Origin of the sequence: Foetidibacter luteolus (assembly GCF_009650435.1) — a bacterium.
In the GTDB taxonomy this organism is placed as follows: domain Bacteria; phylum Bacteroidota; class Bacteroidia; order Chitinophagales; family Chitinophagaceae; genus Foetidibacter; species Foetidibacter luteolus.
In genome coordinates this window covers 15,963-36,332 of record NZ_VVIP01000094.1, presented here as the reverse complement: position 1 = coordinate 36,332, position 20,370 = coordinate 15,963, and the positions used below count along the sequence as shown (strand labels likewise).

Annotated in this window: 18 protein-coding genes; 4 read left to right on the top strand and 14 right to left on the bottom strand. The window is 45.3% G+C overall.

Going from position 1 to position 20,370, the window contains the following annotated elements:
• Window positions 1-6 precede the first annotated feature (6 nt).
• The 10 genes from F0364_RS27820 to F0364_RS27775 all read right to left on the bottom strand — a co-directional run bounded on the left by F0364_RS27820 (window position 7) and on the right by F0364_RS27775 (window position 9,228).
• A complete protein-coding gene (locus F0364_RS27820) occupies window positions 7-1,017 on the bottom strand; it encodes a zinc-binding alcohol dehydrogenase family protein (protein ID WP_153801097.1) in 1,011 nt (336 codons plus the stop codon).
• A 140-nt stretch (window positions 1,018-1,157) separates the two neighbouring features.
• On the bottom strand, window positions 1,158-2,615 hold the full coding sequence (locus F0364_RS27815; protein WP_153801096.1) for an alpha-L-fucosidase: 1,458 nt from the start codon (window positions 2,613-2,615) through the stop codon (window positions 1,158-1,160).
• Between the two features lie 149 nt (window positions 2,616-2,764).
• Window positions 2,765-3,553 (bottom strand): L-fucose dehydrogenase, encoded by a 789-nt coding sequence (locus F0364_RS27810; RefSeq protein WP_153801095.1) that lies wholly within the window; start codon window positions 3,551-3,553, stop codon window positions 2,765-2,767.
• Window positions 3,554-3,583: 30 nt separating this feature from the next.
• Complete coding sequence (locus tag F0364_RS27805) at window positions 3,584-4,477, bottom strand: amidohydrolase family protein (RefSeq protein WP_235921335.1); 894 nt, start codon at window positions 4,475-4,477, stop codon at window positions 3,584-3,586.
• A gap of 196 nt (window positions 4,478-4,673) precedes the next feature.
• Window positions 4,674-5,531, bottom strand: coding sequence for a fumarylacetoacetate hydrolase family protein (locus F0364_RS27800; protein WP_153801094.1), 858 nt, complete (start codon window positions 5,529-5,531; stop codon window positions 4,674-4,676).
• A gap of 112 nt (window positions 5,532-5,643) precedes the next feature.
• Entirely contained in the window at window positions 5,644-6,021 is a 378-nt protein-coding gene (locus F0364_RS27795) for a GxxExxY protein (RefSeq protein WP_153801093.1), read from the bottom strand.
• 111 nt (window positions 6,022-6,132) lie between these two features.
• Window positions 6,133-6,903, bottom strand: a complete 771-nt coding sequence (locus F0364_RS27790) for an SDR family NAD(P)-dependent oxidoreductase (protein ID WP_235921334.1) — start codon at window positions 6,901-6,903, stop codon at window positions 6,133-6,135.
• Window positions 6,904-6,931: 28 nt separating this feature from the next.
• Window positions 6,932-7,267: an L-rhamnose mutarotase gene (locus F0364_RS27785; RefSeq protein ID WP_153801092.1), complete on the bottom strand. Its 336-nt coding sequence runs from the start codon at window positions 7,265-7,267 to the stop codon at window positions 6,932-6,934.
• 19 nt (window positions 7,268-7,286) lie between these two features.
• A complete protein-coding gene (gene fucP / locus F0364_RS27780; protein ID WP_153801091.1) occupies window positions 7,287-8,579 on the bottom strand; it encodes an L-fucose:H+ symporter permease in 1,293 nt (430 codons plus the stop codon).
• Window positions 8,580-9,006: 427 nt separating this feature from the next.
• Complete coding sequence (locus tag F0364_RS27775; protein WP_090660403.1) at window positions 9,007-9,228, bottom strand: DUF2795 domain-containing protein; 222 nt, start codon at window positions 9,226-9,228, stop codon at window positions 9,007-9,009.
• A gap of 126 nt (window positions 9,229-9,354) precedes the next feature.
• Between F0364_RS27775 and F0364_RS27770 the strand changes: the two genes are divergently transcribed.
• On the top strand, window positions 9,355-10,008 hold the full coding sequence (locus F0364_RS27770; protein ID WP_153801090.1) for an ABC transporter ATP-binding protein: 654 nt from the start codon (window positions 9,355-9,357) through the stop codon (window positions 10,006-10,008).
• Window positions 10,009-10,131: 123 nt separating this feature from the next.
• Here the strand turns inward: F0364_RS27770 and F0364_RS27765 are convergent, their stop codons facing one another.
• Window positions 10,132-11,127 carry a beta-ketoacyl-ACP synthase III gene (locus F0364_RS27765; protein ID WP_153801089.1) on the bottom strand — a complete coding sequence of 332 codons (996 nt, stop codon included), beginning with the start codon at window positions 11,125-11,127 and terminating at the stop codon, window positions 10,132-10,134.
• 502 nt (window positions 11,128-11,629) lie between these two features.
• Between F0364_RS27765 and F0364_RS27760 the strand changes: the two genes are divergently transcribed.
• Complete coding sequence (locus F0364_RS27760) at window positions 11,630-14,788, top strand: ligand-binding sensor domain-containing protein (protein WP_207632919.1); 3,159 nt, start codon at window positions 11,630-11,632, stop codon at window positions 14,786-14,788.
• 9 nt (window positions 14,789-14,797) lie between these two features.
• On the top strand, window positions 14,798-15,577 hold the full coding sequence (locus F0364_RS27755; protein WP_153801087.1) for a response regulator transcription factor: 780 nt from the start codon (window positions 14,798-14,800) through the stop codon (window positions 15,575-15,577).
• 25 nt (window positions 15,578-15,602) lie between these two features.
• On the opposite strand, the gene F0364_RS27750 is transcribed toward F0364_RS27755, so the two are convergent.
• Entirely contained in the window at window positions 15,603-16,484 is an 882-nt protein-coding gene (locus F0364_RS27750; RefSeq protein WP_153801086.1) for an AraC family transcriptional regulator, read from the bottom strand.
• A gap of 627 nt (window positions 16,485-17,111) precedes the next feature.
• On the opposite strand from F0364_RS27750, the gene F0364_RS27745 reads away from it, so the two are divergent.
• Window positions 17,112-18,059: a D-2-hydroxyacid dehydrogenase gene (locus F0364_RS27745; protein WP_153801085.1), complete on the top strand. Its 948-nt coding sequence runs from the start codon at window positions 17,112-17,114 to the stop codon at window positions 18,057-18,059.
• A gap of 20 nt (window positions 18,060-18,079) precedes the next feature.
• Here the strand turns inward: F0364_RS27745 and F0364_RS27740 are convergent, their stop codons facing one another.
• Both F0364_RS27740 and F0364_RS27735 read right to left on the bottom strand, forming a co-directional pair.
• Complete coding sequence (locus F0364_RS27740; RefSeq protein WP_153801084.1) at window positions 18,080-19,456, bottom strand: outer membrane beta-barrel protein; 1,377 nt, start codon at window positions 19,454-19,456, stop codon at window positions 18,080-18,082.
• Entirely contained in the window at window positions 19,440-20,021 is a 582-nt protein-coding gene (locus F0364_RS27735) for an RNA polymerase sigma factor (RefSeq protein ID WP_153801083.1), read from the bottom strand. Before F0364_RS27735 ends, F0364_RS27740 begins: the two co-directional genes overlap by 17 nt.
• Window positions 20,022-20,370 lie beyond the last annotated feature (349 nt).

The window sequence follows — 20,370 nt, the reverse complement described above, 5'->3', positions numbered from 1 at the left end:
CTGTAGTTATACTTCAATCATTGCTTTAATAACACCGTTGGCCGGGTTTAAAAAACTTTCGAATTCAGTTTTTACATTACCAAAAGCAACCCTGTGTGTTATGTATGTGGCAGGGTTTACAAGCCCCGCTTTCATACTTGCGATAACGTGTTCAAAATCCTGCCGTGTTGCATTGCGGCTGCTCATTAACGTACCTTCACGTTTGTGAAACTCGGGGTGACTGAAACTGATATCGCCCTTTTGCAACCCAATGAGCACATACCTTGCTCCATGCGCCATATATTGAAACGCATTATTAATGGCCTTAAGGTTACCCGTAGCGTCAATTACCACGGTTGGCATATCGCCGTTTGTAATAGCGCTTAGCTGTTGCATTGCGTCGCTATTGGCAAGCACAGTATGCGTAACGGCAAGGTGCTGCCTGCAAAACTGCAGACGGGCCTCGTTAATATCCAACGCAATAACATTGGCGCCGGCAATGCGGGCAAACTCCATTGTACCCAACCCAATAGGCCCGGCGCCGATTACCAATACATATTCACCAGGCTGCACTGCCGCCCTTTTAACACCATGCGCACCTATGGCCAGCGGCTCTACCAATGCAAGTTCATCCGCAGTTAAGCCATTACCATGCACCAGTGAGTAAGATGGCACACTGTAATACTCCGCCATGCCCCCATCCGTATGTACCCCCGCCACCTGTATTGACGTGCAGCAGTTGGGTTTTCCGTTGCGGCAAGCTATACACCTGCCGCAATTGAAATAGGGGATGATGGTAACAAGTTCGCCTGGTTTAAAATCATCGGCACCGTCCGCATCAACCAGTTCCGCGGCAATCTCATGACCAAGCACCCGCGGATAACTGAAGAAAGGCTGTGTGCCTTCAAAAGCGTGTAAATCTGTTCCGCAAATACCGATGCGCCTGATGCGCAACAGTGCCTTGTTTTTTTCTAATTCGGGCTTTGCTGTGTTGCTGTACTCAAAAAATCCCGGCTGTGTGCACACCAATGATGTCATGTCAAAATGTTTTTGATGGTTGCAGCAAGCAAAAGATGCAATCTTTCACCTCACCCCAACCCCACTCCAAAAGAGAGGGGCAAAACCTATTTGGCAAAAGTTTCAACAGACCAACCAAGTTTTACCCGGGTTGTACCGATTTACTTTTTAAAAGTTATTTTATATACCACAGCACTCTCTGCCGGGTATTGCTTTAGCGGCTGAATAACCAAACCATCAGCTTTTTGCTGCCAGCTAACCTTTTCCGTGCTGCCCACCAATTCAATGCCCGCAACATTTCCGTTACCGGCTTTTAAAGCAAGTGTTTTTACCGTAACCGGTGCGGATGGTATGTCCAAAGCGATGGCATACAACGTATCGCCTTTTGTTGTAAAACGTATGTCCTGCGCAGTGAATGGTTTTACCTTATCATCTACAAATGATCCACCTATTACTTCCGTGGGGCCTTCGCCGAAAGTCTTCCAGGGGCGTGTGCCATAGATGGCTTCTCCGTTTACCTGCAGCCACTTACCCACTGCCAGTAATATGTCCTGCTCTTCCTGCGGAATAGTTCCATCCGGCCTTGGGCCGATATTCAACAACAGGTTGCCGTTTTTGCTGACTATATCAACAAGATTAGTGATTAGATATTTTGATGACTTAAAATTGTCATCAGGTATATAGCCCCACGATTTAAAGCCCACCGCATCGTCTGTTTGCCAGCTCATGTTCCTTATGCCGGTAAGCTTGCCACGTTCTATATCAAGCACGGCAGTACCTTCAGGAAAACCGGTGTTCTTGTAATTTATCACCACACCTTTGTTCCACTCAAGCCCTTTGTTGTAGTAGTAAGAAGCAAAAGACTTTTTATAGGCATCCAAAGCCGGTTGTTCAATCCACCAGTCAAACCACACCAACTGGGGCTGGTATTTATCTACCAGTTCTGTGCAACGCAGCAGCCAGTCGTTCATATATTCGGGTGTCATCGTTTCATTTTCCTCCCTGGCAGGGCCATAGAAATCGGCATAGGCGGGGTCTATTACATCGCTCATGAACTTTCTGCCACCATTCATAAAAAACCAATGCTCAATACGGTGGGAAGACAGGCCCAACACCAGGTTTTGTTTTTTAAAGGCGGCAGCCAGTTCTTCAATCACATCACGCTTAGGGCCCATTTCAACAGCATTCCATTTAGATAAGGTTGTTTTATACATGGCAAAGCCGTCGTGGTGTTCCGCTACGGGCACTACATACTTAGCCCCGGCTTTTGCGAAGAGTGCAGCCCACTCATCCGCGTTAAATTTTTCGGCTTTAAACTGCGGTATAAAATCTTTGTAGCCAAACTTATCCAGGGGGCCATACTTTTCAAGCTGGTGCTTATATTCGTCTGACCCCTGCTGGTACATATTACGTGGATACCATTCGTTCCTGAAAGCAGGAACCGAGTAAACGCCCCAGTGAATAAAGATGCCAAACTTGGCATCTCTGAACCAATCTGGCACCTGGTACTTTTTTAAAGACTCCCAGTTACTTTGGTACCTGTCAAAGGTTTGCGCACCCGCATTGCCGCATAAAAAAACCGCGGCAAAAAAGAACGCAGCAAAATGTTTAGTTAGCATATAGGTTAAATTAATTGACGGCTGCAAGATGCAGGTTAGAAATACAGTTTCTGCATGCTGGCTTCCTGTATGTATTTTTCTTTTTGCTTCCTCATTTGTCACAAGACTAACTTCCCCCCTTCCTGACTTCCTTGACTTTCTGACTTTGCTTACGCCTTTGCCAGCGCCCTGTCCAGGTGCACATAGCCGCCATCCACATGTATCAACTGGCCTGTGGTATGGCTTGATTTAACACTCAACAAAAACGCCACCGCGTTGGCAATTTCCTCGTTGGTAGTCATCCTGTTTTCTAATGGAATTTTGGATACGATCTCTTTCAGTTTTTCCTCCGGATTTGGCAATGTTTGTATCCAGCTCTCGTACAAAGGAGTCCAGCATTCAGCTACAATTACCGCGTTTACACGAATGCCATATTTCAATAATTCAACCGCCCATTCCCTGGTTAAGGCATTGCGGCCACCATTAGCGGCGGCATAGGCTGAGGTACCACCCTGGCCTGTTTCCGCTGTTTTGGAACCAATGTTAACGATAGCGCCTTTGCTCTTTTTCAATTCAGGCAATGCGTATTGGGCCATAAGATAATAGTGTACCACATTCTTATGTAAAGAGGCAATAAATCCTTCGTAGCTACCATTCTCCAGGCCTACACTGTCATTAACACCGGCATTGTTCACAAGGCCGTCAATCCTGCCGAATTTGTCTAACACAGCTTTTACGGCTGCCTCGCAGGCTTCCGGTTTGGTAAGCTCTGCTACCACCTGGAAACCTTTGCCTCCGGCATTTTCAATTTCAGCTAACGTTTTCTTATTATCTTCTTCATTTCTGCCTACAATAACAGGTATAGCCCCTTCAGCAGCCAATACTTTTACAATGCCTTCCCCTATTCCTTTAGCGCCGCCCGTTACGATAATTATTTTGTACTGCAGATGTAAATTCATATCAATTTCTTTATGGTAAGCGATTAAAAATTATAAGAACAACTGATAAAACTGTGTAGCATTGCCACCAAAAACTGCCGCCTGCTCACTTTTTGAAAATGAAGCAAAGTAATCCTTTACAATGGCCATCATCTGCCCATAAGATGCCGCCGCCAAACACACAGGCCAATCGCTGCCGTACATAATACGCTGCGTTCCGAATGCTTCCACAACGGTATCCAGGTAGGGGGTAAAATCCTGTGGTTTCCACCCTTTAAAATGAGCCTCTGTTACCATGCCTGATACCTTTACAGATACATTGGCATAAGGCTTAAAGGCAAGTATATCTTCCCGCCAACCTTCTATCTTTTTATCCTTTATGTATGGCTTTGCAATATGGTCAATCACAAAGCGCTGGTGCGGAAATTCAGCCACCAGTTCAAGTGCATGTTTCAACTGGTCAGGATAAATCAAAATATCATAAGTAAAGCCATACTTATCCAGAAGGCTTATACCTCTTTTAAAAGCGGGTTTCAGCATAAGCGCCCTGTCCGCTTCTCCCTGCAGTATATGCCTGAAGCCACGCATCTTTTTAAAATCACCATACCATGCCAAACGTTCCTCCACATTTTCCGCCTGCAAATCCACCCAGCCTACAACGCCCTTGATAAAATCAAATGAAGCCGCATTGTTTAATTGAAATTCGTTTTCCTCTTCCGTTTGGTCAACCTGCACCAACACACATCCATCTACACCGTTCTGCTGCAACACAGGGTATAAATCCTCCGGCATAAAATCTCTGCGTATGTTCTTCATGTCCTCATTAATCCATGCATGCCGCTGCGCATCATACTTCCAGAAATGCTGGTGGGCGTCAATAATACCCCCATCCCCTGACGCGGGGCTCTTAAGAGGCTCCGTAAATATAATTTCGCTTGTATTCAACGATTTTTTTTTAGATACCAGCTTTAGTTGTTATGGCGACTTCGTTGCGTCGCAATCCTTTCATCGGTTGATTTTTCATGGCGGCTTTTCAGACCCAGATAGATAAACATCTGCATCATCTTTTAAACTATTCATCAGCCATCTATCCTGCAACAGACTGGCAACCAGTAACCGGCAACCTGCAACCCCTTCCGGCCTAGGGGGCCTTATACCCCACCACATTCTGCTTAGACGTTCCCAATCCGTCAATACCCAACTCAATCACATCGCCCGGCTTAAGGTAGATGGATGGCTTGAAGCCCATGCCCACACCGGCGGGCGTACCGGTAGATATAATATCTCCCGGCAGCAAAGTCATAAACTGGCTAACATAAGAGATAACAAACGGCACATTAAAAATGAAATTGCTGGTGTTGCCATCCTGCATTTTCTGGCCATTTACTGTTAACCACAAACGAAGGTTATTGATGTCGTCTATTTCATCTTTTGTAACCAGCCACGGACCCACCGGCGCAAAGGTGTCGCAACCTTTGCCCTTATCCCAGGTGCCGCTCCTTTCAAGTTGAAAGGCCCGCTCACTTACATCATTGTGCAGTGCATAGCCGGCTACATAGTCCATGGCAGTGGCTTCTTCCACATAGCTGGCTTTCCTGCCAATTACTATGGCAAACTCTACTTCCCAGTCAGTTTTTTCTGATCCCTTCGGGATCATGATATCATCAAACGGGCCAACCAGTGCGGTTGTTGACTTCAGAAATATTACGGGCTCCGGTGGTGGTGTTGCACCCGTTTCCCGGGCATGGTCAGCATAGTTTAATCCAATGCAGACAATTTTGGAGGGCCGCGCTACAGGGCTGCCCAATCTGGTACCGGCCGGTACTTCAGGCAAATTACCCTGGTTGTCATCCAGGAATTTTTGCAGCCTGCCCAACCCATCCGTCTCAAAAAAATGTTCATTGTAATCTTCGCCGAATGCGGAGGTATCGTAAGTGATATCTCCTATTACAATGCCTGTGCTTTCTTTGTTAAGCTCTCCGAAGCGTATAAGTTTCATAAGTTTTGTTTTTGTTTCACGCAAAGACGCTAAGCCCGCCAAGTTTTGTGTGTACTTTCAAGTAAGTAGGTTTTGCAATAATCACTTGGGCTTATTCAGCCTGGGCATTAGTCTACAAATTGTTTACAATCCTTCTGATTCCGTCCTTTATCAATACTACATTAAAGTTTACAAGCAGTCCTAATTTCAAACCACACAACCTTAAGTGGGTTAGCAATTGCTTGGGATGCACTGGAGCCAACGTTTCTACAGATTTCAACTCAACAATAACCAGGTCCTCCACGATAATGTCTGCCCTAAATCCCAAATCAAGCTTTACTTCTTCATATATAACTGGTATTGCAGCCTGCCTTCTTATCTCTAACCCTCTTTTCTGCAACTCGTAACAAAGAACTGCTTCATATACAGATTCCAGTAAGCCGGGCCCAAGTTTTGTGTGTACTTGAAAACAGCAATCCACAATAATGGCCGAAAGTTCGTTTTCATTCATAAGATACATGGATTAATATGATAACTATCACACGCAAACACATTAAGATTCTCTGATTAAGCCTTGACTATTCTCAGCTTTCTTTGCGCCTTTGCTGTCTTTGCGTGAGTTTTAATTGTTCAGCTTAATAAACCCACCATCTATGGCATAGTCGCTGCCCGTTATAAAAGATGCCTCATTACTGCACAAATACAAGATAAGATTGGCAATTTCCTCTGGCTTTGCCATGCGGCCAATGGGCTGCGTTTTAGACAGCTTCTCGTACATCTCTGCTTCTTTGCCCGGATAATTCTTTTTCAAAAAGCCATCTACAAACGGTGTATGCACACGGCCCGGCGAAATGGAATTGCAGCGTATATTATCCGCTATATAATCCTTAGCTACAGACAATGACATGGATGCTACCGCGCCTTTGCTCATGGAGTAGGCAAACCTGTCTGGCAGGCCAACTACCGCGGCAACGGAACTCATGTTAAGTATAACACCGCCGCCTTGCTTTTTCATTAGCGGTATGGCCGCGAACAACGTATTATAAATACCTTTTACGTTTACATTAAAGATGCGGTCAAAGTCTGCTTCGCTGGTATTATCGGCCTTGCCAATATGCGATACACCGGCACTGTTTACCAGTATGTCTATCTTATCAATTTTTGCAAACGCCTCAACAACCTGTTGCTGGTTGGCAACGTTTACCACATGCGCTACTGCCTGGCCACCACTTTGGTTAATCTCCTGCGCCGTTTGGCCGGCAGCTTCTTCGCCTATATCAACAATATGCACAACAGCACCCTGCTTAGCAAACAGCAAGGCCACGGCTTTGCCAATACCACTACCCGCGCCGGTTATTATTGCTTGTTTGTCTTGTAAAGAAAAAATGCTCATCTACGTTTTGTTATTGGTAATTGCCCCTTTAACCAGGCAATGCGAATATCTGCTCCATCAGTATCCATTTTTCACCTGGCTTGGCCACGGGCAAGGCCTGCTGGTATTTCCAAACCCGGTTTTCCCACTCCTGCACTTTAGGGTTATCCCTGTCCATTTTGTCTTTTTCTTCAAAAGAAAAATCATCCTCGGTTTCCATTATCATGAAGAGACGGTTGCCTACGCGGTAAATATCCATCACAGTAATGCCGGCATCTGTAATGCTTTTAATTATTTCCGGCGCTACAGCTTTATGCAATGTTTCATATTCTTCAATTAATGCTGCATCATCCTTTAAGTCTAATGCAAGGCAATATCTTTTCATGAGTATACCTGTTTATTTTTTACGGATTAGTGGCCAGCGGCATTGCTTTACCTTTTTCCTGCAAAGGTTTCATTTTGTAACCTTTTATCCCAAAATACAATATCACTACGAAGCATACCAAGGGTACTATATATGCTACCTGCATGCTGCCCGTTTTATCGGAAATAATGCCCATCAACATGGGTGCAAATGCGCCCCCTATAATAGACATTACCAACAGCGAAGACGCCATTTTTGTTTCTTCACCCAACTCTTTTATGCCCAGTGCAAATATGGTAGGGAACATAATTGACATAAAGAACGGCGTAGCCATTACTGCATACACAGCAGCGTAACCATCCGTTGCAAGCGCTATGGCAAGCAATGCAATATTGATAGCGGCATAAATGCTTAGCAGCTTTGCCGGCTTTATGTATTTCATTAAAAAGGTTCCAACAAATCGTCCTACCATAAAGCCAACCATTGCTATAGAACCCCAGTAAATGGTGGCAGCAGTTTTCTCGGGCATGTTTACAGCAAATTTGGAAAAGCGAACGAAAAAGCTGCCCACGCCAACCTGGGCCCCTACATAAAAGAACTGGGCAATAACCGCCCACCTTACATGCGAATGTTTTAATACGCTAAGAGAAAAAGAAGTGCCGTGTGCATCACCGTCTGGTTCTTTTACTTCGGGCAGTTTGGTAAACAAAAAGAAAATGCCAACAATAACCACCACTACCGCAATAATAATGTATGGCAGCTTTATGGTGTCTGCTTCCGATTGCAGGTAAGCACTTAAAGTTCCCGCTGTCTCCATCGCTTTCAATTGCTCCGGGGTATGCTCAATACCCGAAAGAATGACAAACCCACCCACAATAGGGGCGACAAAGGCCCCAACTCCGTTAAAAGATTGCGCCAGGTTTAGCCTTTGCTCTGATGTTTCTTTCGGGCCTAATATGGTAATGTAGGGATTGCCTACTGTTTCTAAAAAGGTAGCGCCGCTGGCAATTATAAACAGCCCGGCCAGGAAGATGCTGTAATTACGTGCAGAAGCTGCCGGTATAAAAAGCATAGCCCCAATGGCATACAATAGCAACCCAATCAGTATGCCTTTTTTATAACCATACTTATGCATAAACAGGCCAGCCGGCATAGCAATTAAAAAATATCCGAAATACACAGAAGAATCAATCAGGGAAGATTGAAAATCCGTAAGCTGGCAAGCTTTTTTTAAGTGTGGAATAAGTATCGGGTTAAGATTGTGCAAAAAGGCCCATAAAAAAAACAAAGATGTTACAAGAATAAACGGAAAAAGGTATTTGTTCTTTGGCATTCGTATATGGTTTACATCGTTAGTGTTTGTGAAACCTGGCTGATCTTGAATATGGCATTTCCGGCGGTATTACAGGCTTTTGATGCGCTATCAAAGAAATGGCATTTTAAATGCGTTTTATTCCTGTTTTTTACCCTTGTATAGAGGATTTTTAGCAAGAGCATTCATGCCGGTTTTTCACAGATTAGTACCGAATATAGGAAACATGATGCAAAAAGAACAGGCAGGAAATATTAAAAACGCTGCAGGAAAGCCAAATGATAATATATAGGCAAAAACTGGTAAAATATGGGCCAGGTTGCAGTAAAGCGATTATGCTGTACAGTAAAATAAGGTGCCAGATTATTGGGTATGGGGGCAGGTATACCACAAATAAAAAAGCCCTCTTCCATCCGCATGAAAGAGGGCTTTTAAAAGGTTGTTTTACCTAATATTCGTCTTCGTTAAAAAGAAAATCTTCCTGGCTGGGGTAATCAGGCCATATATCTTCAATGCTCTCATACACTTCGCCTTCATCTTCCAGTTCCTGGAGATTTTCCACCACCTCAATAGGGGCGCCGGAACGTATGGCGTAATCAATCAGCTCGTCCTTGGTGGCGGGCCAGGGAGCGTCTTCCAGGTAACTTGCCAATTCTAATGTCCAGAACATAGTAAGCGTTAAATTTTTGCGCAAATGTAAGTTTTGTAACGAAATAACCAAACCCGCGATTGTTCACACCTGTAAATAATTAATTAAAAAAAGATTAGGTAGGTTTGCAGCCTTTAATTACAGCTTATGCTTAAGGCTTCGGGCATCCGCAAAAGGTATGGCCAGTTACAGGTTTTAAAGGGTGTGGATATATCGGTTAACAAGGGAGAAATAGTTTCCATCGTAGGCTCTTCGGGCGCCGGTAAAAGCACATTGCTGCATATCCTTGGCACACTTGATACCCCCGATGCCGGCGATATTTTTTTAAACAACAGCCCCCTGCATAATTTTAAGGGCAAAAAACTGGCCGGTTTTCGCAACCACAACATCGGTTTTGTGTTCCAGTTTCACCACTTGCTGCCTGAGTTTTCGGCTATCGAAAACGTTAGCATACCGGGGTGGATTGCGGGGCGCAACAGAACCGAGGTGGCAGCCGAAGCCGCCAAATTACTTCAACTGCTGGGCCTGCAGGACAGGCTTGACAATAAGCCCCAGCAGCTTAGCGGCGGCGAACAACAGCGTGTTGCTGTTGCCCGTGCCCTCATTAATAAGCCTTCCATTGTTTTTGCGGATGAACCTACCGGCAATCTTGACAGCAATAACGCCAAAGAACTGCACGAACTTTTCGTGCGGCTGCGCAACGAATTTCAGCAAACATTCCTGATAGTTACCCATAACGAAGAACTGGCCGCCATGAGCGACAGGGAGCTTCACATGAAAGATGGGATAATTGTAGAGTGAGGCAGGTTACAGGTAGCTGGTTGCAGGTCTGTTTATTTTTTGTTTTGATTACTTTTCTGTACGTACAGCTATACAAGATACCCTTTGCATCTAATACCAGAAACCAGCTACCTGCAACCTGTATTAACTATTGTACGCCCACTTTATCCAGGTTGCGCCCCAGGTAAAGCCGCCGCCAAAGGCAGCCAATACAATATTATCACCTTTGTTTAATTGCTTTTCCCAATCCCACAGGCATAGTGGTATGGTGCCGGCGGTAGTATTACCATAGCGTTGAATATTTACCATCACTTTCTCCGACGGCAAACCCATACGGCTGGCGGTTGCATCTATAATTCTCAGGTTAGCCTGGTGAGGTACCAGCCAGGCAATATCATCGGCAGTAAGGTTGTTACGTTCCATTATCTGGGCGCTAACATCGGCCATCCCTTTTACAGCAAACTTAAACACCGTTTTACCTTCCTGGTAAGCGTAGTGCTCACGGGCGGTAACAGTTTCTATGCTGGCCGGCTTTAAAGAGCCGCCGGCTTTCATATTAAGGTAGTTGCGGCCGCTGCCATCGCTTTTTAAAATGCTGTCCAGCACACCCAGGCCTTCATCATTGGCTTCCAGCAGTACGGCGCCGGCGCCATCACCAAAAATCACACAGGTATTGCGGTCTGTATAGTCAATAATAGCACTCATTTTATCGCCGCCGGCAACAATCACTTTTTTATAGCGGCCGCTTTCAATAAAGCCGGCGCCTGTGGTAAGGCCGTATAAAAAGCCGCTGCAGGCGGCGCTAAGGTCAAAGCCCCAGGCATTGGTTGCGCCAATTTTATCAGCCACAATATTAGCCGTAGCGGGAAAAACCATGTCTGGCGTTACCGTTGCGCAAATAATGCAGTCAATTTCTTTTGGGTCAAGGTTTTTCTTTTGCAGTATCTCCTGTATGGCCGGCACTATCATATCACTGGTGGCAAGGCCCTCACCCTTCAGTATCCTGCGTTCACTAATGCCTGTACGGGTACGTATCCACTCATCGTTGGTATCCACCATCTTTTCCAGTTCAAAATTTGTGAGACGATATTCCGGTACGTATCCACCAATCGAAGTAATAGCTGCTGTAATCTTACTCATACGTGAATGATAAGTTGAAGGGCGCAAAAGTATTAACAATTATTCAAATCTGTAAACAAGGCCAATTATATAACAATCATCTGTAATGCTGTTGTTTTTTTAGAAAAGAATTTTTAACCCTGTCAAAACAGCTACCGCCATCTGGCGAAAAGAAATTTTTATGAGCCCGGCTGCAGGAACTACCATTGGGCTTTACTTGCGTCGCACTCGTCTGCGCCTTGTTCGCTACGCGGCTTTTCCCACCTGGTAGATGTGTTGATTGTTCAATGTTTGTTAGTTCAATGTTTAATGTTGCGTCGTGTCCCTTATCTGCCTCCTACCATGGTGCGTGTCTTCACGCACCAATATACCCGGGTCTGAAAAGCCGCCCAATGAACCAGCCGATGAACGTAGTGCGACGCAACGATGCTCCATCTGTGTTCCACCTGCCGGCCACCAAAAAATACAGGGGCTGTCTTCGTATAAAAGCCCGTTGAATGTGTTTTTTAAAGAGATTTACAACGTGAAAAGAAAATTCTGTTTGCTAACTGCCGTTTATATAACCGCCTGCCTGTGGGCGTTGGGCCAGCCTTACTATTTCAGGCATTACCAGGTGGAAAACGGCTTGTCTAACAGCACAGTTTTCTGCAGCATACAAGACAGGAACGGCTTTATGTGGTTTGGCACCAAAGAGGGGCTTAACCGCTTTGACGGTTACCGCTTTAAACTTTTTGACCTTGACAGCGATAATGACCGTACACTTACCCCGGACCTTATTTTTTGCCTTTTTACAGATACCTACGGCACCTTATGGATTGGTGGCGAAAAAGGACTTTACCAATATCTGCCGGCTACTGAACAACTAGTACGCCATTTGGATTCGCTGCCCAATGTAAGCGCCCTTCAAATGGATAAGCTGGGCAACCTGTGGTTGTTAAGCAACAACAATATTTATCGCTATAACCTTGTTACACGGCAATGCAAAAGGTTTTCGCCCACCGGGGATTACAATGTAACCTCATTGCTTTGCGCTGACAATGGTATTATGTGGTTTACCACTAACAATGGCTACCTGCTGCAGTTTAACGCAGCCAATGAAAGCTTTGCCCGTTACGACTTATTTAACCACTCACCCATACCCGCATCCCGATGGGTACAAAAAATTGCCGGCGGCCCCGGCAACACTTTGTTTGTAGGCACCACTACCCAGGGGCTTAAACAGTTTGATGTTGCAGCGCTTGACTATACAGATGTTATTACCTATAACCCAGACAAGACAAATGTTTTTGTAAGGGACATTTTGAAAAATCGGGAGAACGAATACTGGTTTGCAACAGAATCCGGCGTGTTTATATTAAACACCGCTACCGGCAAGTATGTAAACCTGAAAAAAAAATTCTTAGACCCCTACTCGCTTTCTGACAATGCTGTTTATTCCTTATCCCGCGATACGGAGGGCGGCATTTGGGCGGGTACTTTTTTTGGCGGCATTAACTACTACACCAGGCAATACGGCGTTTTTCAAAAATACTTTCCTGATAATACCGGCCTTTCCATAAGCGGCAACGCGGTTAGGGAAATTTGTGCCGATAATGAAGGCAACCTATGGATTGGCACCGAAGACCAGGGCCTTAACAAACTTAACAAAACCACCGGGGCCATTACCCATTTTGAGCCTACCGGCAAACCCGGCGATATTGCTTATTATAACATTCACGGGCTGCTGGTAGTGGGCAACCAGTTATGGATAGGCACATTTGAGCATGGGCTGGACGTTATGGATATTGCCACGGGAAAAATTGTTAAACGCTACAAGGCCGGCCCCGGCCCGCTGGAAATGAAAAGTAATTTTCCGCTCTGCTTTGTGCAAACCAAAACCGGCGAAATATACACAGGCACCAGCAATGGCCTGTACCATTACAACAAAAAAGCCGATGGGTTTGAAAAACCCGCTGAGCTGAACATTAGCCAGTTTTTTGCCACTATTATTGAAGACCATACCGGCACCATTTGGGCAGGCAGCCGCTGGGGTGTTTTTTGGTTTAACCCTGTTACACATGCGCAGGGGCACCATGTAAACGACCCCAACAATAAAAACAGCCTTAGCAACAATAACATAAACGCGTTATTTGAAGACAGCAACCACCATATATGGATTGCCACAGAAGGCGGTGGCCTTTGCAAGCTGGATGCGGATAGAAAAACCTTTACCCGCTATAGCACCAAAAACGGGTTACCCAGCAATTTTATCTTCAAGGTGCTGGAAGATGATGAAAAGAACCTCTGGGTAACGACTTCCAGGGGCCTGGTTAATTTCAATCCTGCCAATTCTTCGGCTGTTGTGTACACAAACGCCAATGGCTTGCTTAACGACCAGTTTAACTATCACTCCGGTTTTAAGGATACAGACGGCACCCTGTATTTTGGAAGCGTAAAAGGCATGATAAGCTTTACGCCGGCCAGCTTTGCCCAAAAGAGGTTTATACCCCCTATTTACATTACGGGCCTGCAGGTACATAACGAAGAGTGGCCCATTTTACGTGACAGCACCCGCCAAAGCAATTCCATAGTATTTACTGATAAGATTGTACTTCCTTATGATAAGTCGTCTTTCAGTATAGACTTTGCGGCTCTAAGCTACACATCGCCGGGTATGACCGCTTATAAATACCGTATGGATGGCCTTGACAAAGACTGGACTTACCTGCCTGCCAACCGCAAAGTGTATTTTACCAATATTGCACCGGGCCGGTACATTTTCCGTTTAACCGCTGCGGCTGACAGGCATTGGAACAATTATGAAAAACAGTTGATGATAGAAATACTGCCCCCTTTTTGGAAAACCACCTGGGCTTACCTGCTGTACACTGTGCTGGCCGCAGTGCTGGTGTGGTACCTGGTACGCAGCTATCACCGCAGGATTGAGATTAAGAAAGAAAAGGAAATCTATGAATCGAAAATTGACTTTTTTACCAACGTAGCCCACGAAATAAGAACGCCTTTAACCCTGATAAAAGGCCCGGTTGAAAACCTGATGGAAAAGATTGACGAAACGCCGGGTATTAAAGAAGATGTAAAAACCATGGAACGCAATACCAACCGCCTTGTAGCGCTGGTAACGCAGATACTGGATTTCAGGCAAACGGAAACACGTGGCTTTAGCCTGGCTTTTGAAGAAGTAAACATAACCCGATTGTTGCAGGAAGAATACCAGGATTTTACCGCCCTTGCCCGTAAAAGAAACCTTGTTTATAGCATTGATGTACCTGCCACACCCATAGTGGCAATGGCAGACGAGGAGGCACTCAATAAAATATTCAGCAACCTGTTTAGTAATGCGGTTAAGTACGCCGCCAAAGAAGTGCAGGTAAAGCTGCTGCCGCTGCAAAAAGAAGACACTCATTTTACGGTAGAAATATCTAACGACGGGTTTATTATACCCGCCCACATGCGTGAAAAAATTTTTGAACCCTTTTACCGTTTAAAAGAAAACCTGAAACAAAAAGGCACAGGCATAGGCTTAACGCTGGCCCGTTCGCTGGCAGAATTGCACAACGGTACTTTATACCTTAAAGAACCGGTAACCGCATTTAATACTTTCGTACTTTGCCTGCCGCTGCAACCGGCTACTGGTAAAACCAGTGCCGCCATGGATAACCAACAGCTTGCTAAAACAAAATAATACGCTGATATGCTGCCATTGATTTTATTGGTTGACGATGAAGAAGATATACTGGATTTTCTTGAACGTACGCTAAACACCCGCTATAACATACTAAGGGCCGAAGATGGCCGCCAGGCTTTACAATTACTGGAAACAGAGGCAGTGCAATTGATTGTTAGCGATGTAATGATGCCGGAAATGGACGGGTTTGAACTTTGCAAGAACGTAAAGTCTAACTTTGAGCATTCGCACATACCGGTTATTTTGCTTACGGCCCGCAATACCATACAGGCCAAGGTAGAAGGCCTGGAGCTTGGCGCCGACGCCTACATTGAAAAGCCTTTTAGCAAAGAACATTTACTGGCGCAGATTGCCAGCCTGCTCAACAACCGTAATATGGTGCGGGAATACTTCGCCAGCTCTCCGCTGGTGCATATTAAAAGCATGGCGCATACCCGGGCCGATGAGCGCTTCCTGGAAACGCTTAACAATACCATACTCAGTAACATGGAGGATACCGGCCTTGACGTAGAGAAACTGGCCGGCATTATGAATATGAGCCGCATTACGCTGTACCGAAAAATAAAAGCCGTATCCAACCTTAGCCCGGTTGAGCTAATAAATGTTACCCGTCTTAAACGTGCGGCTGAACTGCTGGCTTCCGGCGATTATAAAATCTATGAAGTATCCGATATGGCCGGTTTTAGTTCTCAAAGCAACTTTGCACGCAACTTTTTAAAACAGTTTAAAATGACGCCCACTGAATATGCCCACACCCACCAGGGCGAAAAGAAAGCGGAGAAATAAAGGGCACGTCTTTTACATATAACCCCTACACCACCGACTGCCTGCGCAGGTATTCTTTCACATACTGTAGTGGCGTTTTACCGGTTACCGCTTTAAACTGCCTGTTAAAATTAGAAAGATTATTATAACCGCAGTTAAAGCATATCTGCGATACACCCAGCTTGTTTTCAATCAGCAGGCGGCAGGCATAACCAATGCGCACTTCCTGCACAAACTGCCAGTAGGTTTTCAGCGTTCTGGTTTTAAAGTAACGGCAAAAAGAATGCGGGCTTATGTTGGCAGCAGCCGCAGCTTCCTGTATGGATATTTTCTGCTGAAAATTGTTGAATGTGTAAGTATATATCAGGTTAATCTTGTCTGTATTCTGCAAATCGTATGTTTTGCCAAAGCCGGCGCTGGAAAGAGAAAGAGAGTCGGTACAGGCGGCTATTACATTCAGCATACCCAGCAGGTATTCAATCCGCTGCACGCCTGTCGCATTCAATGCAGCCTCCATTTTGGCGCTCACTGTTTGCTTTGCTTTGCCTGTTATTTTAAGCCCCCGCTTACTTTTCTGCAGCAGTTCCCTTATGCCACGCAGTTCCGGCAGGTTTAAAAAATCGCTGCCCCAAAAATCTTCCCTAAAGTGTATGGCAATAGCTTCTATATGTAAATCGGGCAGGCCCTTAAAATAAGCCGCATCGCTTCGCCACATGTGTGGCAGGTTGGCCCCCAGCAAAATAAGGTCGCCATCGTCAAACTGTTCCATACTGTCGCCAACAAGGCGTACCCCCGTGCCCTTACGTATCAGCGTAAGCTCCACTTCGGGGTGGTAATGCCAGTGGTTATACAGGTAGGGGTAAATGTCCTCCCTTATGCTAAATGATGCATCGTAACCAATATCTACTTTTCTTAAAATGGGGCGCATAAATAGCTGCAGCTTTTCAATTTCTGTATTGCGAAAATAACGTGTGCTGTTAAATAGCTGGTTACAAAATACTTACAGCAGTTCAGGATTTTTTTGGGGGTGTCCCTCGTGCCTCGGGCCGGGCTTTCCGCTATTACTCCGCCACAAGGCCATGCTGCGAAGGCTTCAGCGGGGTAGCCGCTCCAATCCCTCACCCGAAAACCGGTTACCAGTTACAAGTTGCAGGTTTCTGGTCTGTTGTTGGGTAAGAGGCTGAGAATTTTTTAGCTGATAAATACGGGGAAATCTAATACAGCCTTTAACATTAAACTTTGAACAAGAGAACATTGAACTGTTGCCGGTCTGTTGTTGGGTAATAGGCTGAGGATTTTTTAGCTGATAAATACAGGGAAATCTAATACAGCCTTTAACATTAAACTTTGAACAAGAGAACATTGAACTATTACCGGTCTGTTGTTGGGTAAGAGGCTGACGATTTTTTAGCTGATAAATACAGGGAAATCTAACACAGCCTTTAACATTAAACTTTGAACAAGAGAACATTAAACATCATGCATTTTACCAGCAAGCTTGTTTACTTTTATCCTTCCCAACCGGCTTTTGCCAACACTTCAAAAATAGAAGAGCATGAAAATAATTATAACGGATGGCTATACATTAAACCCTGGCGACCTTAGCTGGCAGGGCATAGAAAACTTAGGCGAAGTAATTAATTATGACCGTACTCCCGCCGCGGATGTTGCTGCAAGGTGCCGAGAAGCGGAGATAGCCATAACCAATAAAGTGCCTTTTAGCAAAGAAACCTTAGCCGCATTACCCAACTTAAAACTAATTGCCGTTACCGCCACAGGCTACAATATTGTAGATACTGCTGCCGCGGCGGCGCAGGGCATAGCCGTTTGCAATGTACCGGATTATGGTACCGACTCCGTTGCGCAACACACTTTTGCACTGCTGCTGGAGTTAAGCAATGGCGTTGGAAAAAATTCGGCATCTGTAGCAGCGGGCGGCTGGGTAGCCTGCGAAGATTTTGGCTACAGCAAAACGCCTTTAATGGAGCTGGCCGGCAAAACCATGGGCCTTGTTGGCTTTGGCAGCATAGGCCGACAAACGGCTATCATCGCCAGGGCTTTCGGTATGAAAGTGCTGTACTATACCCCGAGGCAAAAAGACACTGATTTGGCTGAATATAGAGACCTGGAAAGCCTTTTTAAAGAAAGCGACGTGGTATCGCTGCACTGCCCGTTAAAAAGCGATAACCAGCAGTTTGTCAACCGACAATTACTGCAATTGATGAAGCCAACAGCCTTTTTGCTTAACACTGCCCGTGGACAGCTAATTAACGAGGCCCACCTTGCCCAGGCCCTTAACGAGGGCGTTATTGCCGGCGCAGGAGTGGATGTTTTATCGGCAGAACCGCCTGTTGCAACCAACCCGCTTCTTTCCGCGAAGAACATCATTATCACCCCGCACAACGCTTGGATGAGCAAGGAAGCAAGAATAAGGATTATGCAGATTACGGAAGAAAATATAAAAGCCTTCCTGGATGGCAAGCCGCAAAACCGGGTTAATTAAGTGCGACCTCAGCACACATTTTAGAAGAGCTTTTTGGTATAACCGATATAAAAACCAGAACTGCTGATGGGCAGTTGGGCTATACCTACCCCACGCAGGGGAATTCTGAGATAAGGCTGTAACCTGAGTTTGCCTGATTTACCAATTTGCTTTTCAAAACCGGCGGAAAGGTTAAGCATAGAAAACCAGTCACTGGAAGAAGTATAATAGTTACGGCTGCCGCTGTATTGGTTGTTGTACCGCTCGTAGAGATAGCTGTAATCTTCCTTATTCATAATGTAGGAGGAGGATCCGGCACTTACAAACCAGTTATAACCGGTTTTTTTGCCAAAGTAGTAATTTACGTTCACCGGTATTTCAAACATGTAACATACCCCATCGGCATTAATTACCATGCTGTGGTAGGGCAGGTCAAGTTTTTCCGTGTTTACATGCTTGCCTTCGGTGTGATACTTTTTGTAATCCCAAAAAAGCCCTGTTTCTACTGCCCAGCGCCCGGCAAAACGATAACCCAGCATTACACCAGTACCATAACCGAGGCTCATGCGCTGCGCCTTAACTGTACTTACATCAGGCCCGGTAAAAAGCCCCACGTAAAAGTGATTACCGGCAGCAGGTTTTCCCGGTTTTTTCTTTGCTATTACCGGTGTAGTTAGTGCAGTACTGTCTTTTGTTGCTGTTGAATCGCTGGTGGCAGAAGAAAGTTTGCCGGTATCCGCTATTTGATTTGCAAGGGTTGTCGCGGTAACATCAGCGGCTGGCGTATCATTCTGTGGTTTCAATGTGTTTGTAGGTTGTTCTACGGCAGGGCCAGTCTTTTTTTCAGCATTAATAACGCCTGCTCTTGTTTCCTCTTCGGCAACAATACCGGCAGGACTTTTTGTGACATTATCTTTCGCTATTGTATTTTGTCGGTTAGCTTTTACAGTGGTTTGTTTAGTACTGTTGGCAGTAAAAGTTTTGTCTGCCCTTGGCTGGGAAGCATTTGTTCCTGTTCCGGCATCTACACCTTCCGGCGGGGTAACAGTTGCACCAGGCTTTTCATCCGGTTGTGGCTGAGTTTTGTTTACACCTGCTTCATTTTCCTGCACTGTTGTGTTCGCCGCGGTTTCGCCGGTATCTTTTGCTTTTGCGGCCACTGTTTCATTTGGGGCAACGGCGTTATCAGTACCTCCTGTAAACCTGTTACAAATCCATATAACGGGCAGCAACAACAACAGCCACAGCAGCCTGCGGTAGTTATTACCCTTTTTATCCGTTATGGCTTCATCAGGGGCATCGGGCTGTTCGTTCATCGCATGCATCACCTTATCCCAATCTGCACCTTGCGTGTTTAGGGGATAATTATCTGCCGCCTTTCGGAACAACTCATCCATATCGTCATTCAATTGCTGCATAAGAATCAGCTTCCTGTTTATCGTTATTGATAAATTTTTGTAAATGTGCCCGTGCCTTTGCGAGGTTAGATTTGGACGTACCTACGGAAATGCCCAGCATTGCGGCAATTTCCTGGTGGGTATATCCATCAATTACAAACAAGTTGAAAACCGTTCTGTAGGCCGGGGGCAGCTTTTTTACCTGGGCTACCAGTTCTTTGTACAAAATTTTCTGATCTGCATTCCCTGAATTGTCCGGGTCGTTCCATACATGTTCAGGTAATGGGCCAATCTCGGGCATCATGTTATGCCTTCTCAGTTCATCAATAGCGGTGTTGATCATTATTCTCCTTATCCACCCCATAAGTATCTTTTCCAGGGCGTCGGGCTCTTTACATTCGAATTTGTTGAAATTCCTGAACAGTTTTACAAAGCCATCATTTACCACATCCACCGCTTTTTCGTACCGGTAGATATATCGGAACACTACTTTTAGCGAATACCCATAGTACCGCTCGTAAAGCTGCCTTTGACACTTTTGGTCAAAGGCAATACAACCTTGCACTATGTGTAAGATATGTTCCAAGTGTTTGGCTTGTTTGGGTTTCCGGCAAATAATACGAAAATAAAGGTCAACCGGTTGCCTTAATCTGTAAAGTAAACAAACATAACCAGTCTTACAAGGAAGAATGAGCTCAAAAAGCTAAAAAATATAGTCTTATAAATATGGTTACGCTGTGTCACCACCGCGCCAGGGATTGAAGCGGATACCCCGGTGAAGGTTTTGTGCGGCGGGCCTTGTGCCGGAGTATGAGCGGAAAGCCCGGTGCCTTCGGCAGGCGCCCTGAATTCTACTTTTCAACCCTTTAAGTATTATGCTTCATTGTAAAATACCAACCCCGGATTTGTATCCGGGGCCGGTAACATTTTAGCCC

What these genes read in the sequence shown, in the direction of transcription:
- fucP (WP_153801091.1), bottom strand. Translation starts at nt 8,579, where the DNA reads ATGCCAAAGAACAAATACCTTTTTCCGTTTATTCTTGTAACATCTTTG.
- F0364_RS27800 (WP_153801094.1), bottom strand. Translation starts at nt 5,531, where the DNA reads ATGAAACTTATACGCTTCGGAGAGCTTAACAAAGAAAGCACAGGCATT.
- F0364_RS27820 (WP_153801097.1), bottom strand. Translation starts at nt 1,017, where the DNA reads ATGACATCATTGGTGTGCACACAGCCGGGATTTTTTGAGTACAGCAAC.
- F0364_RS27755 (WP_153801087.1), top strand. Translation starts at nt 14,798, where the DNA reads ATGCTGCCATTGATTTTATTGGTTGACGATGAAGAAGATATACTGGAT.
- F0364_RS27770 (WP_153801090.1), top strand. Translation starts at nt 9,355, where the DNA reads ATGCTTAAGGCTTCGGGCATCCGCAAAAGGTATGGCCAGTTACAGGTT.
- F0364_RS27785 (WP_153801092.1), bottom strand. Translation starts at nt 7,267, where the DNA reads ATGAAAAGATATTGCCTTGCATTAGACTTAAAGGATGATGCAGCATTA.
- F0364_RS27765 (WP_153801089.1), bottom strand. Translation starts at nt 11,127, where the DNA reads ATGAGTAAGATTACAGCAGCTATTACTTCGATTGGTGGATACGTACCG.
- F0364_RS27790 (WP_235921334.1), bottom strand. Translation starts at nt 6,903, where the DNA reads ATGAGCATTTTTTCTTTACAAGACAAACAAGCAATAATAACCGGCGCG.
- F0364_RS27745 (WP_153801085.1), top strand. Translation starts at nt 17,112, where the DNA reads ATGAAAATAATTATAACGGATGGCTATACATTAAACCCTGGCGACCTT.
- F0364_RS27795 (WP_153801093.1), bottom strand. Translation starts at nt 6,021, where the DNA reads ATGAATGAAAACGAACTTTCGGCCATTATTGTGGATTGCTGTTTTCAA.
- F0364_RS27810 (WP_153801095.1), bottom strand. Translation starts at nt 3,553, where the DNA reads ATGAATTTACATCTGCAGTACAAAATAATTATCGTAACGGGCGGCGCT.
- F0364_RS27815 (WP_153801096.1), bottom strand. Translation starts at nt 2,615, where the DNA reads ATGCTAACTAAACATTTTGCTGCGTTCTTTTTTGCCGCGGTTTTTTTA.
- F0364_RS27750 (WP_153801086.1), bottom strand. Translation starts at nt 16,484, where the DNA reads ATGCGCCCCATTTTAAGAAAAGTAGATATTGGTTACGATGCATCATTT.
- F0364_RS27740 (WP_153801084.1), bottom strand. Translation starts at nt 19,456, where the DNA reads ATGCAGCAATTGAATGACGATATGGATGAGTTGTTCCGAAAGGCGGCA.
- F0364_RS27775 (WP_090660403.1), bottom strand. Translation starts at nt 9,228, where the DNA reads ATGTTCTGGACATTAGAATTGGCAAGTTACCTGGAAGACGCTCCCTGG.